Here is a 15,240-nt window from a genome sequence, read left to right as displayed (position 1 = left end):
TGAAAAATACAATCCGTACAGCGAACATTTGTGCACTATCATTAATGTCTGAATAGTGAATCACTGACGACACCGATAACAACGGAGATGATCATGAAAACTCAGGTCGCGATTATTGGCGCAGGCCCTTCGGGGCTGCTGCTGGGGCAACTATTGACCCGCCAGGGTATTGATAACGTTATTTTAGAGCGTAAATCCGGTGAGTACGTTTTAAGCCGCATTCGGGCGGGCGTGCTGGAGCAGGGTATGGTCGATTTGCTGCGTGAAGCCGGCGTCGATCAGCGCATGGACGAAGAGGGCGAAGTTCACGACGGCGTAGAGCTAGCGGTTGAGAATCGCCGCGTGCGTGTTGACCTGGCGGGGCTGACGGGGGGCAAAACCGTGATGGTCTACGGTCAGACGGAAGTGACTCGCGACCTGATGGAGGCGCGCGACGCCATTGGTGCCACGACGATTTACGAAACCGATAACGTACAGCCGCACGATTTGAAAAGTGATCATCCCTACGTCACGTTCGAGAAAGATGGCGAAACACACCGGCTCGATTGCGACTATATCGCGGGATGTGATGGTTTCCACGGAATCTCGCGCAAGTCGATTCCGGAAGGGCATATCAAGGAGTTTGAGAAGGTCTATCCGTTTGGTTGGTTGGGGCTTTTATCAGACACTCCCCCGGTGGCCGACGAGTTGATTTATGCCCAGCACGAGCGCGGCTTTGCCTTGTGCAGCATGCGCTCAAGAACCCGCAGCCGCTATTACATCCAGGTGGCGTTGGATGAAAAGGTGGAAGACTGGTCGGACGAGCGTTTTTGGGATGAGCTTAAGCGCCGCATCCCCGATGAGGTGGCCGCAAAACTGGTGACCGGGCCGTCGATTGAGAAGAGCATTGCACCACTTCGCAGCTTCGTGGTCGAGCCGATGCAGTACGGCAACCTCTTTTTGGTTGGTGATGCCGCGCATATCGTGCCGCCCACCGGCGCCAAGGGGCTTAATCTTGCGGCCAGCGACGTAAATACGCTCTATCGGTTGATGGTGAAGGTCTATCAAGAGGGACGAACTGACTTGATCGCTAACTATTCCCAGACCTGTCTGAAGCGCATCTGGAAGGCGGAGCGTTTCTCCTGGTGGATGACCACCATGCTGCATAAATTCTCCGATGAGCCGGATTTCGCCACGCGGATGCAGCAAGCGGAACTCGATTACGTGACAAACTCCGAAGCTGGCCTGACCACGATTGCGGAAAACTACGTCGGCTTACCTTACGAGTCGCTGGAATAGGCTAAAAATCAGTCGATTACGGCACCTTTACCGCTTCTACAATGTCTCCTTCTACAACATCGGCCGTGCGCGAACTTCGCGCTCGGCCGATGTTGTGTCATGCCCTACTGAATTAGCTTCACTTGATAAGCGCATTATCCATTTGTCGTACGCATAACACGCCCTGCGCGATACAGGGTGAATGCACTTTTTTAACTTAACTCGCTGAAATAATAAGAAAAAACCAAAAGCGACGGTAAGCGGGACAATAAAGCGAAGTGAAGAGGCTGGTCAAGACCGCCTGAATCGCGTGTAGGCAATACCTTCACGGTATGACGAGGCACTCAAACAATATTGGTTAGGACTTCTCAGCGCAATCAAACTGCCATCCAGTTAAACGATTGCCGCCGCCGGAGAAGTCATGTCAACCGTCATCCAACATATTGAGACGCTACTGGTCGATTTACCGACCATCCGTCCCCACAAGCTTTCCATGACCACCATGGCCTGCCAAACCATGGTTATCGTGCGCATGCGCCACTCCGACGGTATCGAGGGCTTGGGCGAAGGCACCACCATCGGTGGGCTCGCCTACGGGCCGGAAAGCCCGGAGAGCATTAAACGCAATATCGATACCTACTTGGCACCGCTTCTGATCGGTCAGCCGTCGAGCAATATTCACGCCTTGCGTGCCCGCCTTAATCGTTATACCCGCGGCAACATGATTGCCAAATCCGCGCTAGAAACAGCCCTTCTCGATGCTCAAGGCAAGCGCTTGGACTTAAGCGTGGCGGAACTTTTGGGCGGCGCGCGCCAAGAGCACCTGTCGGTGCTTTGGACGTTGGCCAGCGGCGATACCGCCAAAGATATCGACGAAGCGCTGCTGCGCTTAGAGCAACGCCGTCACGGCGATTTCAAACTCAAAATCGGCGCGAATCCAGTCGATCAAGATGTGCGCCACGTGGCGGCTATCAAAGAGGCGCTCGGCGAACGGGCCAGTGTTCGAGTGGATGTCAATCAGGCGTGGGATGAGTCCAGTGCTGTACGCGGCATTCAAGCACTGCAGGACGCCGGTATCGAGCTGGTCGAGCAGCCTATTCCCGCGCGCGAACACGCTGGCCTGATTCGCCTGGCGAACCGCTTCAACGTGCCAATGCTTGCCGACGAAGCGGTGCAGAACGCGCGCGACGGGCTCGATCTGGTATGCGGCGGTTTCAGCGGTGCATTTGCGCTGAAGATCGCGAAATCCGGCGGGATTTCCGGCGTGTTGGAGCTTGCCCACGTGGCGCAAGCCGCCGGCGTTGGCCTTTATGGCGGCACGCTGCTCGAAGGCAGCATCGGCACCGCGGCCTCGCTGCACGCCTGGGCGACGTTGCCCGAGATGGCTTGGGGCACGGAGATGTTTGGCCCGCTGTTGCTTAAAGACGACATCGTCGTCAAGCCGCTGAATTACACCGAGTTCGGAGTGGCACTGCCCCAGGGGCCGGGGCTTGGCCTCACGTTGGATGAAGACAAGCTGGCGCACTATTTACGTCAGTAAACCGAGTCGCGTCAGTAAACCCAGGTGCGCTAGGCGCTGAATCAGATAGGAGAAACGCATGCTGTTTCAAGTAGAGATGACCGTCAAGCTGCCGCCCGATATGCCGGCGGAGCAAGCGGCCGAGATCAAAGCCACCGAAAAGGCGTATGCCGAAGACCTGCAACACCAAGGTAAATGGCGTCATCTGTGGCGAGTGGCGGGTAGCTACTCGAACGTCAGCATCTTTGACGTCGAAGATAACGCTGAGCTGCAGGCGCTTGTCAGCAGCCTGCCGTTGTTCCCCTACATGGACATCAGCGTGAAACCGCTGTGTCGTCACCCCTCTTCGGTGCGCGACGACGACAGCTAATTACTGCCGTAATACGCCAGTTCATATCAATAAAACAACACCCAATAACAAACTGAGGATTTCACCATGACCGTGAAGATTTTCGACACGCCAGACGTACAAGACTTCATCAACACCATCGCCGGGTATGATCAAGACGGCGGCAACGAGCGCGCCAAGCAGATAATGCACCGGCTGGTCTCGGATATGTTCAAGTTGATCGACGACTTCGACGTTAGCGAAGAAGAGTATTGGTCCGCCGTTAACTTGCTAAATGCCTTAGGCCACGAGACCCAGTTCGGTCTGCTATCGCCAGGGCTCGGGTTTGACCACTTCTTGGATATGCGCCAAGACGCCATCGACGCCGAAGCTAAGCGCACCGGCGGGACCCCGCGCACCATCGAAGGCCCGCTGTACGTCGCCGGCGCCCCGGAAGCTGAGGGTTTCGCGCGTATGGACGACGGCGCCGACACTGACGGCGAGACCATGTGGCTGACCGGCCAAGTCCGCGACGTCAACGGCCACCCAGTGAAACATGCCAAGGTCGAGATTTGGCACGCCAACTCGAAAGGCGGCTACTCGTTTTTTGATAAAACGCAAAGCGAGTACAACCTTCGCCGCACGATCTATACCGACAGCGATGGTCGCTATACCGCGCGCAGCATTATCCCGTCTGGCTACGGTGTGCCCGAAGGCGCTCCAACCGATGTGGTGCTCAAGTCACTCGGTCGTCACGGCGAGCGTCCGGCACACATCCACTACTTCGTCTCCGCCCCGGGCCACCAGCACCTGACCACCCAGATCAACCTCGCCGGTGACCCCTACACCTTTGATGATTTCGCCTTCGCCACCCGCGAAGAGTTGGTTATCCCAGCCAACAAAGTCGACGACAAGGACGCCATCGCCCAGCGCGAATTAGACGGCCCGTTCTCCGAAGTCGTGTTCGACATCGAACTCAATAAGACCGACGCGGCCGAGCTGCAAACCCGCCACGCTCGCCCGCGCGCCAAAGAGAACGAGCAGGACCAAGCCAGCCAGCTGGCCGGTACCGCCAAGGTCTAATGGCGATATAAGCGACGAGCTACCCCCTGGGTTCGTCGCTTCCTGTCCCGATAGCGACACAACAGCACTACGACACAACAAATACGAGGAGAGCGATCATGACTACGAAGCTTGATCAACTCGAAGCCCGCGTCCGCGGCGCCGTCCAAGACGACCCCGACAACGGCATCTTCCGTTGCCACCGCAGCATGTTCACCGAGCGTGACTTTTTCGACCTGGAGATGAAACACATCTTCGAAGGCAACTGGCTGTTTTTGGCCCACGAAAGCCAAATCGCCGAGCCGGGTGACTACATGACCGTCACCATGGGGCGTCAGCCGGTGGTTATCACTCGCGACAAGCAGGGCGAACTGCACGGCCTAATTAACGCCTGCGCCCACCGTGGCGCCACCCTGTGCCGCCGCAAGCGCGGTAACAAAGGCACCTTCACCTGCCCCTTCCATGGCTGGACGTTCAAAAACGACGGCAAACTGCTCAAGGCGAAAAATGAGAAGAACGGTGCCTATCCGGATACTTTCAAAGAAGACGGCTCCCACGATCTTAAACGCCTGCCGCGCTTTGAAAACTACAAAGGCTTCCTGTTCGGCAGCCTGAGCGACGACGTTCAACCGCTCGAACAACACCTGGGCGAAACCACCAAGATCATCGACAACATCGTCGACCAAGCCCCCGAAGGCCTGGAAATCCTGCGCGGCACCTCGTCGTACACCTACACCGGCAACTGGAAGCTGCAAGCCGAGAACGGTGCTGACGGCTACCACGTCAGCTCCGTGCATTGGAATTATGCCTCCACCATGGAGCGCCGCAATTACGACGCCGGCGGCACCAAAGCGGTGGACGCCGACGGCTGGTCGAAGAGCCAAGGCGGCTTCTACTCCTACGAAAACGGCCACATGATGCTGTGGACGCGCTTGCTTAACCCCGAAGTACGCCCCGTTTACCAGCAAAAAGAGTGGATCGAAGAGCAATTGGGCGAGGCCCGGGCCGACTCCATCGTCAACCAAACGCGCAACCTCTGCCTCTACCCCAACGTCTACCTGATGGATCAGTTCTCCACGCAAATCCGCGTGGTGCGCCCCATCGACGTCGACAAAACCGAAGTCACCATCTACTGCTTCGCGCCCAAAGGCGAATCGGCGGAAAACCGTGCGGTGCGCATCCGCCAATACGAAGACTTCTTCAACGTCTCTGGCATGGGTACTCCGGACGATCTCGAAGAGTTTCGCGCCTGCCAAGAAGGCTACAACGGCGCGCTTGCCGAATGGAACGATCTTTCTCGCGGGGCCAAGCAATGGGTCGAGGGGGCCGATGACAACGCTAAAGCGATCAACATGAAACCCCTACTCAGCGGCGCCTCCCCAGAAGACGAAGGCCTCTACGTGATGCACCACAAACACTGGGTCGACGAAATGCTGCGTGCCATCGACAAAGAGCGTAGCCAGTTCATCGCCACTGCATCCGCCTGAAAGCCTACGCAAGAGGAGAACCGACATGAGCTTTAGCTACCACGAAATCCAAGCGTTTTTATACCGCGAGGCCCGCTTACTCGACGACCGCCAGTGGGATGAGTGGCTGGCGTGCTACCGCCAAGACGCCGAGTTCTGGATGCCCGCCTGGGACGACGACGACCAACTCACGCGTGATCCGCAAAGCGAAATCTCACTGATCTACTACCCCAACCGCGAAGGGCTAGAAGATCGCGTCTACCGCATCAAGACCGAGCGCAGTGGGGCGAGCACGCCGGAGCCGCGAACTACGCACCAGGTGAACAACTTGGAAGTGCTCAAAGACGACGGCGACACGCTAGAGCTGCGGTTTAACTGGCACACGCTCAGCCACCGCTACAAAAAGACCGACAGCTACTTTGGCACGGCGTTTTATACCCTGGACGTGTCGGGGGAGTCCCCGTTGATCACAAGAAAAGTCGTGCAGCTGAATAACGACTATATCCATCAAGTTATCGACGTTTACCACGTGTGACCTGATGGGAGAGGAGATTTAACCATGAGTTATACCATTGCCCTCAACTTTGAAGATGGCGTTACCCGTTTCATCGGCTGCAAAGCCGGGGAAACCGTTCTCGACGCCGCGTACCGGCAAAAAGTCAACTTGCCGATGGACTGCTCCGACGGGGTATGCGGTACCTGCAAAGGCCTCTGCGAACAGGGCGAGTTCGACATGGGTGACGAGTACTTAGACGAAGCGCTCTCCGACGAGGAAGCGGCGGAAGGCCAGGTACTAACGTGCCAAATGGTGCCCTCTACGGATTGTGTGATCCAAGTACCGGTGGCCTCCTCGCTGTGCAAAACGCAGGTAGGGAAAGTCGAGGGCACGGTAGCCGCGGTTGAGTCACTCTCCGAGGACAGCATTGAGCTGGCAGTGGAGCTTGACGACGAGGCGGCGCTGACCTTTCTGCCGGGGCAGTACCTTCATATCGATGTGCCCGGCACCGAGGTACACCGCTCCTATTCCTTTAGCTCAAAGCCCGGCGAGCGCCGGGCGACCTTCCTGATCCGTAATATTCCCGACGGGGTGATGAGTGGCTATTTGACCGAGCGCGCCAAGGTCGGCGACAGGCTGGCCCTGACCGGGCCGATGGGGAGTTTTTATCTGCGTGAGGTCACGCGTCCGGTACTGATGCTGGCGGGCGGCACGGGGCTTGCCCCTTTCCTTTCGATGCTGGAGCAGCTGACAGAGAAGGGCTGCGACGCGCCCATCCACATGATTTACGGCGTCAACAAAGACGACCATCTGGTTAAAACCGATGCGCTAGAGGGCTATGCACAGAAGCTGCCAAATTTCACCTACTCAACGGTGGTGGTGGACGAAGCGAGTGAACATCCGCGCAAAGGTTATGTGACGCACCACATGGACGCCGAGGTGATGCACGACGGCAACGTGGACGTTTATCTGTGCGGCCCGCCGCCGATGGTGGATGCCGTGCTTAAGCATTTCGATGCCGAAGGGATCGTGCCGCAGAGCTTTCATTACGAGAAGTTCACCCCTAACGAAGTGGGAGAGAACGCATGAGCAACCAACGTAGTAACGGCTTACGTTTTCAAGACCACGTCATGGTCATTACCGGCGCCGCCCAAGGGATTGGGCAGCGTGTGGCCGAGCTCGCCGCTGCAGACGGCGCTTGGCTGGTGCTGGTCGATCGCTCCGATTTGATTCATGACGTCGTTGCTCAATTAAGCGAAAAGGGCAGCGACGTTATCGCCGTGCAGGCGGATTTGGAAACCTTTGCAGGCGCCGAGCAGACGATGCAAGCCGCGTGCGAGAAGTTTGGGCGCATCGATATCTTGATCAACAACGTCGGCGGGGCGATCAACTTCAAACCGTTTACCCAGTTTAGCGATAGCGAAATTTCCGCCGAAATCACCCGGTCGCTAATGCCCACGCTGTGGTGCTGCCGGGCGGTGTTGCCGACCATGGTGGCGCAGGGCAATGGCGTGATCGTCAACGTTTCTTCGGCGGCAACGCGCGGTATCCACCGCATTCCTTACTCAGCGGCGAAAGGCGGCGTCAATGCCATGACCGCATCGCTGGCGTTTGAATATGCCGACCACGGTATTCGTGTGGTCGCGACGGCCCCTGGCGGTACCGAAGCGCCGCCGCGGCGTATTTCGCGCGGGACCCCCGAGCCCCGTGACGAAAGCGAGCAGGCGTGGTTTCAAGCACACATCGATCAGACCAAAGAGAGCTGCCTGATGGATCGCTACGGCACGCTAGATGAAATGGCTGCGCCGATTCTGTTTTTGGCCTCTCGTGATGCCAGCTACATCACCGGCAGCGTGATTCCGGTGGCAGGCGGCGACCAAGGCTAAGCGCTCACCAACTCCAATCACAACAATATTCCCTGGAGCAAACCGTGAAACATATTGAGAAAGGGGTCAGCCTTCGGCATGCACCCCGTGACTTTGTACGCGACCTTAATGTCGATAACGCCAGTACAGGCTTGGTCGCCGGCATTTTAGGGCTCAGCGTTGGGGTCGTGCATATTAGTGCCGGCACATCAGCGGGGCTTGATTCTTCCTTCATCATGATTTGGGTCATTAGCTACCTGATGATCAACGGCCTGTTTGGCCTTTTTGTTCCCGCCTACTACCGGCTGCCGTTACCAATGGCCAACTCGATTCCCGGTGCGCTAATGTTTGCTGCGGTAATCCCTGTGGTTGGGCTTGAAGCGGCGCTTGGGGCGAGTTTGATCGCTGGCGCCATTTCGTTGGTGGCCGGGCTCACCGGGGTTATGGGCATGGTGATGCGCTTGATACCCATGCCGATCGTGATGGGCATGGTGGGTGGCATGTTATTGAGCTTCGGGCTGAAAATGGTAAGCCCACTGGAGGGTGCCATTGTGCCGGCCGCCATCATGATTCTAGCGTTTTTTATATCGGCCAGGCTCTTTCGCAAAATTCCGCCTTTAGTTGTGTCGATGGCGGCAGGCCTTGCGTATCTCATGGTGACCGGTGTGGATTTGTCCGGTGTCGAGGCGACGATTCGCTTCCCCGAGTTCATTATGCCGGAGTTCACCCTAAGCGCTTTTCTGACTTACGGCTTACCGCTGGCGATTATCTTGGTGGGGATGGAAACCCCGGCAGGCGTAGGCCTGGTAAAAGGCATGGGTTACAAAGACGTGCCGGCCAACGGCATTACCGCTGTGGGCGGCGTCGGAACGATGGTATCGGCCTTTTTCAACCTGCATAGCACCTGCATTGCCGCGCCCATGACCGGCATTTGCTCCTCGCCGGAGGCCGGCACCCACGACAAACGCTGGGTGGCAGCGGTCATTGCCGGGGCCATTTTTGTTGTCGGCGCGCCATTTTACGGCTATGTGGTGAGCTTGCTAGAGGCCACACCGGGCTACTTTATTTCGATTATCGCCGGCCTTGCACTGATGCGCGTCATCACCTCGGCGATGTCGATTGCGTTTGCCGGCAAGAAGCATGAAATGGGAGCCCTGTTTGCCTTTCTGATTGCCGCGTCCGGGATTCAGATACTGGGTATTGGTGCAACCTTCTGGGCGCTCGTGTTAGGGGTGGTGGTCTCGATGATTTTCGAAACCAAAGACTTCGATTTCCTGTTGGAAACCTCAAAAAAACGTGACGCCCCCGAGAGCACAGGCTAACGGTTTCCCCATCGCTGTTGAAATCGATTCTGGGTTTTGTGCCGACGTATTACCATGTCGGCACGTTTCTCTTCGGCGGAGAGCCGTAGGTGCTCTCCTTGGGTCGGGTGCTTACCCAAAACACCCGGCGTTAAACGGATGGGAATTCATTAAGCGCGTAAGGGAGACGTTTGCATGCAGCTTCTTAAGGACGCCTCGATTCCTGCGGTCACCGCCGGTTTTGTCGCGGTGCTGGTTTCTTACTCGGGGCCGCTGGCGATCTTCTTCCAGGCGGCGCAGAGTGCCGATATTTCCAGCGCGATGATGACCTCTTGGGTGTGGGCGATTTCCATCGGTGCGGCGGTCTCGGGCATTTTGCTGAGTATATGGCTGAAGGTACCGGTGGTGACCGCCTGGTCAGCGCCGGGCACTGCACTTCTGGTGACGCTGTTTCCGGAGCTTTCGCTCAATGAGGCAGTGGGGGCGTATCTGGTCGCAGCGGCCGTGATTTTCACAATCGGTATCACTGGCTCCTTCGACCGCATTATTCAGATGATTCCGCCGGGCATCGCCAGCGCGATGATGGCGGGCATTCTCTTCCAGTTCGGCGTGGGGGTGTTTGTCTCGCTGCAAAGCGTGCCGGCGCTGGCGATTGGCATGATTTTCGCCTATCTGGTGTTTAAGCGACTCACCCCACGCTATAGCCTAGTGCTACTGTTGGTGGTGGGGGTGATGTTGGCGGTTGGATTGGAGGGCGCGAGCTTGAAAGGCGTTTCGGTTCAGCTCGCCGAGCCGCAATTTATTCGCCCGGAATGGACGTGGAGCGCTACCTTGAGTCTCGCCATGCCGCTGGTATTGGTTAGCCTTACGGGGCAGTTTCTGCCCGGCATGGCGATTATGCGCACCTCTGGCTACACCACCCGCGCCAAGCCGATTGTCGTCGTGACCAGTGCGGTGTCTTTTTTCACCGCCTTTTTTGGCGGTATCACCACGGCGATTGCCGCGATTACGGCGGCGATCTGTACCAGCAAAGAAGCTCACGAGGACCCGGAGAAACGCTACGTGGCGGGCGTGGCAAACGGGTTTTTCTACCTCATTGGTGGCATCTGCGCGGGCACCATTGTGGCGCTTTTCACCTCACTGCCGGGGGAGTTTGTCGCGATCTTGGCGGGCCTTGCGTTGATTGGCGCGATTACGAGCAACATCAGTGCGTTTGCCGCCGAAAAAAGCCATCTTGAAGCCTCGGTGATCACCTTTATTGCCACGGCATCGGGTGTCAACTTTTTAGGGCTGGGCTCGGCTTTTTGGGGAGTGGTTGTCGGTGCACTCGCCTATAACCTGCTGCATCGGCGCTTTCGCTAGCTGACTTTACGGATAGCGCCCAGAGCGGCGATTTTCCACCAGCACCTCTAAGATAGCGTTGGCTTCTTGCATGAGCGGTGAGGGGGCTTCGCCGCGCCGTCGGCTACAGATTACCGGTGTGGTCAGCGATTTATCCGCCAGTGACACATAGGTGATGCCGTCGCGACGAACGCGCTTGACCTGCTCGGGTACCAGCGTAATGCCGATGCCTGAGGCCACCAGACTCAGCGCAGTTTGCAGCTCGTTGGCCTCTTGCACCACTTCCACCTTTAACCCCTGGCGGCGGAAGATACCCAACACCATATCCGCCATGCTGGGCCGCGGTTTGGCGGGGAACAGAACCAGCGGATAGCGCGCCAGTTCCTCGCAGTTAGGCGCGGTGCCTTCAAGCGGATGACCGTTTGGAAGGGCTGCCATTAGCGGTTCGTCGAAGAGAATCTCCTGTTCGACATCCGGGTCGTCAATGCGTAAACGACCAAAGCCGATATCGATACGGCCGGCTTTGAGCGCTTGAATCTGCTGCACGGTGGTGAGCTCGGCAAGCGAGAGCTCAACACTATCCTTTTCGCGTAAATCGCGCACCAGCATGGGCAGCTGCCCGTAAAACACAGACGGCACAAAACCGACGCCAAACAGCGTGCGCTGGCTGCGCGCCATGCGCCGCGTGGCATCGATAGTGACGTCGACTTTTTCCAAAATCTGGATGGCGTGCTGCTGGAAAAATATGCCGGCCGGTGTAAGGCGTAATCCGCGGGTGCTGCGCTCGAATAGCTCGGTACCGACCTCTTGCTCTAGCTGTTTGATCTGGCGCGACAAAGGAGGCTGCGACATGTGCAAGCGCTCGGCGGCGCAGGTGAGGTTTAATTCCTCCGCAACGGCGCAGAAGTAGCGTAGGTGGCGCAGCTCCATGATACCTCCTGGGTATGGCCAATGACTTAATCAATATTGGTGTTGTGGCGCGATGATGGTCAAACTACGAGGGCGTTTTACGCTGAAAGGCGTGGGAAGCGCCTACGTCACGAAGGCAGAGCTGGGCTCAATGCTGAGTAGGCATGTTACCACGATATTCTCCTTGACCCGCCTCTGCTTGCCAGGGTGGGTCTTTTTTTAGACGCTATCTTATAACGCATAACAATCAGGAGTTTGCCATTATGTTTGACCGTATTCTCGTTCCTGTTGATGGCTCAGAGCACGCTAAACAAGCGTTGGCGATTGCTTGCCAGCTGCTTAACAAAACCGATGCGACAGTGCATTTGCTGCACGTGCCGCAGGCATTAGGGTATGAAACGACGCTGGTGTGGGGAGTCGGTGCGATGAATGCCGAAGCGACTCTTGCCGAGCGTGAGAAGGCCGGCAAGCAGCTGCTAGAACAAGCGGCCGCGTTTGCGCGCGAGCAGGGTGTGGAACAGATTGAGCAGGAGCTCATCCAAGGCGACCCGGTACGGGTGATTTTAGATACCGCAAAAAAGCGAGACGTGGACGCCATTGTCATGGGCAGCCGCGGATTAAGCGATTTGGGCGGCGTGGTGATTGGCAGTGTGTCGCATAAAGTGAGCCACGCCGCCAAATGCCGCGTGATCACCGTTAGCCAGTAACCATAGGTAAGGCGCTTAAACGGTTATTGTCGCTCGCTAGTTTCTGCCGTAACACCAACAGGTCTTGCCGCTCATCAGGGGCTAGCAGCGCATTTGCCGACACAAAGTCATTGTCTAGTCGTTTCCATAACTGGTGCACGTGGCGGCTTGCGGAATGGAATCGTTTGCCCGCTGGTGTGATATTAGTAAGCGTCTCTTGCTTGCAAAACGGCATGTCGGACAAGCCAGAGGTGTGCCATTCGGTTACTTGTTGCTGCCAATATTGCTTACGCTCTTGATGCGCCATGGAGCCACCTCACAAAGATCTGATGGCATCAGTGTGAGGTGGTAAAAGCGAGAGCGGTAAATGTCGGTTTAAGGGCGCTTACGTAGCTTCAGTCAGCTTGAGGCATGGTACAACCAGAGACGTAGCAGGACTGTATGCACCGGGCACACCCCTGGCAGTGTTCGGCTGATACCTGAGGCAGTCCTGCGGAAGGCAAAGTGATGGCCTGGCTAGGGCACGCCTCCTGGCACAACGTGCAGGACTCGCCATAGCTCAAGACGCAATTTTCGTTGAATACCGGAACGAGTCCGGTCATGGCCGGTAGCTCAGGAATGAGGGCGCGTGTCTCGCAGGCGGCGGTACACGCCAGACACAGGTCGCAGTAGTTGTGCTCCAGGTCTAGGCGCGGGAACCCGTGTTCCACACTGATGATCTGGTTGGGACATGCTGTGGCACAGGCACCGCAGCCGTTGCATAACTGGGCAAGGAGCGGCTCCTCTTGAGCCTGGGGAGGGCGGGGTATCTCGCGCTGCTGTCGAAGTGGCGGTGTCGCGGCGAAAGACGCGGCGACCGGGCGCAGCAATCCCCGCAGTAGTTCCCGGCGGCTGAGACGAGTATGGTCGAGGCGGGCACGCAGATAGCGTTCGTCAATACGGCTCATCGGTAGAGCCTCAATTGATGCGGGGTGATGCCCCGCTCCATTTGCCACTGATCGAGGGTTGTCGCGCCTAGCTGTGCCAGGATGCGGTAGAAGGGATGGGGGGCGTGTTCCTCCAGTTGTTCAAGGTAACGCCAGCTCCAGGGCAGGAGAAACTCGCCGAGCAGCCGGTCGACACCGGTCTCGCGTCCTTCCAGCGCCAACTGGCCGAGAAGTAGTAGCAGAAGTCCGAAGTGGTCGAGCGGCTCGCGCTGGGTGGTCGTCAGGGACACTCCCTCCTCGTGCTCAAGAAAGCGCTTGAGTGCCTGGTGAGAGTCGCCGAAGACCACTTGCTCAGGGTCTAGGTAGACCGAGCCCCAGGGTGGGGCAGCGAGGGCATCCGGGCCGACGAACAACTGCTGGTAGGCGTCGTCGAGCAGTGGTTCTTGACGTGCCTCACTGAGTGTTACGAGCAGCGGAGTTCCCGCTGCGTAGGGCCACGCCTCGGCCAGGCTGCCGTCATCAAAATGCCGGTCAAGCTGTTCCAGGGCCGGTGCGCCTGGCGGATAGTAGAACCAGGCGCCAAGTAGACGAGCGGAGTGGGCAAGTGGTTGCATGGAGCTCTTCACAGCCCAGCGGTCATATGCAGATTGTAGAAAAGATTACGACCCAGCATTTCCGCCGCTAGCAGCAGTACGAAGCTGGCGCACAGTACTAGCGGCTGATGGCGCATGCTACGCAGGGCGAACAACCACAACGCTAGTACGGTGGCCAGCAACGCCAACCGAATGATCAGCAAGCTCTGGTAGTGGGGTACCAAGTCGACCGCTGACTGGATAGCACTTTGGATGCCCGCCAGGCTCATGGCGTGGGCCACGCTGGTGCCCAGCGCCACCACTATCGCCAGGGCACCTAGCCATGGCAGTAGTTGTGCCAGCAGGCGTTGCCCCTGGCCGCTTAAACTAAGCAGTAACTGAGCGAGCAAGGCGCCTCCCATGACGCTGGTCAGGAAAAAGCCCAGCGGGGTGAAGGGGGTATTCCAGGTCGGCACGGTGGGAATCATGTAGACATGGATGGTCGCGTACATGAAGGCAACTCCCAACAGCATGGCAATACTGAGCAGGACCTTGCGCAGCAGTGGTGAGACCTTGTCGAGCAGGGTCAACAGCCAGAACAACCCGCCGAGAGCAAAGAAAAGGCTGCCCAAGAAAATTTCGTTGCTCAACCAGGAGCTACCCAAGCGTAAGAGGGCATTAGGCGCGCGCAGCGGTGAACCTAGATGCAGGGTGGAAGCAGCGAAGGCCACGCCCATCAGAATCCAGATGATCAGCATCGGACGATTGAGGCGCCGCAACGACGCCCCCTCCAGTCGTCCCGTGAGCATTAGCGCGCCGAGCAGAATGAAAGCGCCCACGGCACATTGTGCCAGAACGGTGAATATGACTAGGGGAAATTCGTGCCAGCCCATGTCACACCTCCTTGGGATTGGCGAGTGAACCGGTGGTGTCGCCCACCGGACGGGCATTGCGGTTCGGCTTGATCACGATGCTGGGGCCGGTCAAAGAAGCTGATGGAAGCGGCGCCACCTCTGCGAGGTTTCCATAGCGTTCGCGTAGCTCCTCCATGGGAGCAAAATCCAGCGCCCGTAGGGGACAGGATTCCACGCAGACCGGCTTGAGCCCTTCGGCGACGCGTTCGTAGCAGCCATCGCACTTGGTCATGTGGCCTTTACGTGCGTTGTACTGGGGCGCGCCATATGGGCAGGCCATTGCACAGGATTTACAACCGATACAGGTGTCGGTATCCACTACGACCAAGCCATCCTCGCTACGCTTGTGCATGGCGCCGCTGGGGCAGACAGGTACGCAGGCCGGGGCGGCGCAGTGGTTGCAGGCGATTGACAGGTAATAGGAAAAGATCGACGGCTGCCAAGTGTCGCCATCGGCCTGCCAGGAGCCACCCGCGTATTCGTAGATACGCCGGTAGTTCACGTCGACATCAAGATCCTTGTAATCCTTGCAGGCCAGCTGGCAGGTCTTGCAGCCGGTACACTTGCTGGAGTCTATGTAGAAACCATATTGCGTCAT

At 57.7% G+C, this 15,240-nt stretch carries 17 protein-coding genes; 11 read left to right on the top strand and 6 right to left on the bottom strand.

The features are described 5' to 3' along the window. Positions 1-93 precede the first annotated feature (93 nt). From pobA to HZS81_RS15140, 10 genes are all read left to right on the top strand, one after another. Complete coding sequence (gene pobA / locus HZS81_RS15185) at positions 94-1,278, top strand: 4-hydroxybenzoate 3-monooxygenase (RefSeq protein WP_179931364.1); 1,185 nt, start codon at positions 94-96, stop codon at positions 1,276-1,278. Between the two features lie 400 nt (positions 1,279-1,678). Beyond that, positions 1,679-2,797, top strand: a complete 1,119-nt coding sequence (locus HZS81_RS15180) for a muconate/chloromuconate family cycloisomerase (protein ID WP_179931363.1) — start codon at positions 1,679-1,681, stop codon at positions 2,795-2,797. Positions 2,798-2,855: 58 nt separating this feature from the next. Next, positions 2,856-3,146: a muconolactone Delta-isomerase gene (gene catC / locus HZS81_RS15175; protein WP_179931362.1), complete on the top strand. Its 291-nt coding sequence runs from the start codon at positions 2,856-2,858 to the stop codon at positions 3,144-3,146. Positions 3,147-3,212: 66 nt separating this feature from the next. Further along, on the top strand, positions 3,213-4,187 hold the full coding sequence (catA, locus tag HZS81_RS15170) for a catechol 1,2-dioxygenase (protein ID WP_179931361.1): 975 nt from the start codon (positions 3,213-3,215) through the stop codon (positions 4,185-4,187). Between the two features lie 98 nt (positions 4,188-4,285). Next, positions 4,286-5,653, top strand: coding sequence for a Rieske 2Fe-2S domain-containing protein (locus HZS81_RS15165; RefSeq protein WP_179931360.1), 1,368 nt, complete (start codon positions 4,286-4,288; stop codon positions 5,651-5,653). A gap of 25 nt (positions 5,654-5,678) precedes the next feature. Then, a complete protein-coding gene (benB, locus tag HZS81_RS15160; RefSeq protein WP_179931359.1) occupies positions 5,679-6,167 on the top strand; it encodes a benzoate 1,2-dioxygenase small subunit in 489 nt (162 codons plus the stop codon). 24 nt (positions 6,168-6,191) lie between these two features. Then, a complete protein-coding gene (gene benC / locus HZS81_RS15155; RefSeq protein ID WP_179931358.1) occupies positions 6,192-7,217 on the top strand; it encodes a benzoate 1,2-dioxygenase electron transfer component BenC in 1,026 nt (341 codons plus the stop codon). Continuing rightward, entirely contained in the window at positions 7,214-8,014 is an 801-nt protein-coding gene (gene benD / locus HZS81_RS15150) for a benzoate diol dehydrogenase BenD (protein ID WP_179931357.1), read from the top strand. Before benC ends, benD begins: the two co-directional genes overlap by 4 nt. Before the next feature lie 44 nt (positions 8,015-8,058). Then, on the top strand, positions 8,059-9,315 hold the full coding sequence (locus tag HZS81_RS15145; RefSeq protein ID WP_179931356.1) for a benzoate/H(+) symporter BenE family transporter: 1,257 nt from the start codon (positions 8,059-8,061) through the stop codon (positions 9,313-9,315). 174 nt (positions 9,316-9,489) lie between these two features. Then, a complete protein-coding gene (locus tag HZS81_RS15140) occupies positions 9,490-10,656 on the top strand; it encodes a benzoate/H(+) symporter BenE family transporter (RefSeq protein WP_179931355.1) in 1,167 nt (388 codons plus the stop codon). A gap of 6 nt (positions 10,657-10,662) precedes the next feature. Here HZS81_RS15140 and HZS81_RS15135 read toward each other — a convergent pair whose 3' ends face one another. Next, a complete protein-coding gene (locus tag HZS81_RS15135; protein ID WP_179931354.1) occupies positions 10,663-11,565 on the bottom strand; it encodes a LysR family transcriptional regulator in 903 nt (300 codons plus the stop codon). 242 nt (positions 11,566-11,807) lie between these two features. On the opposite strand from HZS81_RS15135, the gene HZS81_RS15130 reads away from it, so the two are divergent. After that, positions 11,808-12,251: a universal stress protein gene (locus HZS81_RS15130; RefSeq protein ID WP_179931353.1), complete on the top strand. Its 444-nt coding sequence runs from the start codon at positions 11,808-11,810 to the stop codon at positions 12,249-12,251. On the opposite strand, the gene tnpA is transcribed toward HZS81_RS15130, so the two are convergent. The 5 genes from tnpA to HZS81_RS15105 all read right to left on the bottom strand — a co-directional run bounded on the left by tnpA (position 12,241) and on the right by HZS81_RS15105 (position 15,240). Then, complete coding sequence (tnpA, locus tag HZS81_RS15125) at positions 12,241-12,537, bottom strand: IS66 family insertion sequence element accessory protein TnpA (RefSeq protein WP_179931352.1); 297 nt, start codon at positions 12,535-12,537, stop codon at positions 12,241-12,243. The genes HZS81_RS15130 and tnpA overlap by 11 nt on opposite strands. Positions 12,538-12,625: 88 nt before the next feature. Continuing rightward, the gene (locus tag HZS81_RS18310; protein WP_422141746.1) at positions 12,626-13,177 is read right to left on the bottom strand and encodes a 4Fe-4S dicluster domain-containing protein; all 552 of its coding nucleotides are present in this window, start codon (positions 13,175-13,177) and stop codon (positions 12,626-12,628) included. Then, positions 13,174-13,770, bottom strand: a complete 597-nt coding sequence (dmsD, locus tag HZS81_RS15115; RefSeq protein WP_179931350.1) for a Tat proofreading chaperone DmsD — start codon at positions 13,768-13,770, stop codon at positions 13,174-13,176. Before dmsD ends, HZS81_RS18310 begins: the two co-directional genes overlap by 4 nt. Positions 13,771-13,778: 8 nt before the next feature. Further along, a complete protein-coding gene (locus HZS81_RS15110) occupies positions 13,779-14,621 on the bottom strand; it encodes a DmsC/YnfH family molybdoenzyme membrane anchor subunit (RefSeq protein WP_179931349.1) in 843 nt (280 codons plus the stop codon). 1 nt (position 14,622) lies between these two features. Further along, entirely contained in the window at positions 14,623-15,240 is a 618-nt protein-coding gene (locus tag HZS81_RS15105; RefSeq protein WP_179931348.1) for a DMSO/selenate family reductase complex B subunit, read from the bottom strand.

The organism is Vreelandella salicampi (genome assembly GCF_013415105.1).
GTDB lineage: Bacteria > Pseudomonadota > Gammaproteobacteria > Pseudomonadales > Halomonadaceae > Vreelandella > Vreelandella salicampi.
The sequence above is the reverse complement of the archived record's forward strand: the minus strand, read 5'-3'. Positions and strand labels throughout refer to the sequence as shown.

Coding starts and splice junctions, on each gene's coding strand:
- pobA (WP_179931364.1), top strand. CDS start 94: ATGAAAACTCAGGTCGCGATTATTGGCGCAGGCCCTTCGGGGCTGCTG.
- HZS81_RS15180 (WP_179931363.1), top strand. CDS start 1,679: ATGTCAACCGTCATCCAACATATTGAGACGCTACTGGTCGATTTACCG.
- catC (WP_179931362.1), top strand. CDS start 2,856: ATGCTGTTTCAAGTAGAGATGACCGTCAAGCTGCCGCCCGATATGCCG.
- catA (WP_179931361.1), top strand. CDS start 3,213: ATGACCGTGAAGATTTTCGACACGCCAGACGTACAAGACTTCATCAAC.
- HZS81_RS15165 (WP_179931360.1), top strand. CDS start 4,286: ATGACTACGAAGCTTGATCAACTCGAAGCCCGCGTCCGCGGCGCCGTC.
- benB (WP_179931359.1), top strand. CDS start 5,679: ATGAGCTTTAGCTACCACGAAATCCAAGCGTTTTTATACCGCGAGGCC.
- benC (WP_179931358.1), top strand. CDS start 6,192: ATGAGTTATACCATTGCCCTCAACTTTGAAGATGGCGTTACCCGTTTC.
- benD (WP_179931357.1), top strand. CDS start 7,214: ATGAGCAACCAACGTAGTAACGGCTTACGTTTTCAAGACCACGTCATG.
- HZS81_RS15140 (WP_179931355.1), top strand. CDS start 9,490: ATGCAGCTTCTTAAGGACGCCTCGATTCCTGCGGTCACCGCCGGTTTT.
- HZS81_RS15135 (WP_179931354.1), bottom strand. CDS start 11,565: ATGGAGCTGCGCCACCTACGCTACTTCTGCGCCGTTGCGGAGGAATTA.
- HZS81_RS15130 (WP_179931353.1), top strand. CDS start 11,808: ATGTTTGACCGTATTCTCGTTCCTGTTGATGGCTCAGAGCACGCTAAA.
- tnpA (WP_179931352.1), bottom strand. CDS start 12,537: ATGGCGCATCAAGAGCGTAAGCAATATTGGCAGCAACAAGTAACCGAA.
- HZS81_RS18310 (WP_422141746.1), bottom strand. CDS start 13,177: ATGAGCCGTATTGACGAACGCTATCTGCGTGCCCGCCTCGACCATACT.
- dmsD (WP_179931350.1), bottom strand. CDS start 13,770: ATGCAACCACTTGCCCACTCCGCTCGTCTACTTGGCGCCTGGTTCTAC.
- HZS81_RS15110 (WP_179931349.1), bottom strand. CDS start 14,621: ATGGGCTGGCACGAATTTCCCCTAGTCATATTCACCGTTCTGGCACAA.
- HZS81_RS15105 (WP_179931348.1), bottom strand. CDS start 15,240: ATGACGCAATATGGTTTCTACATAGACTCCAGCAAGTGTACCGGCTGC.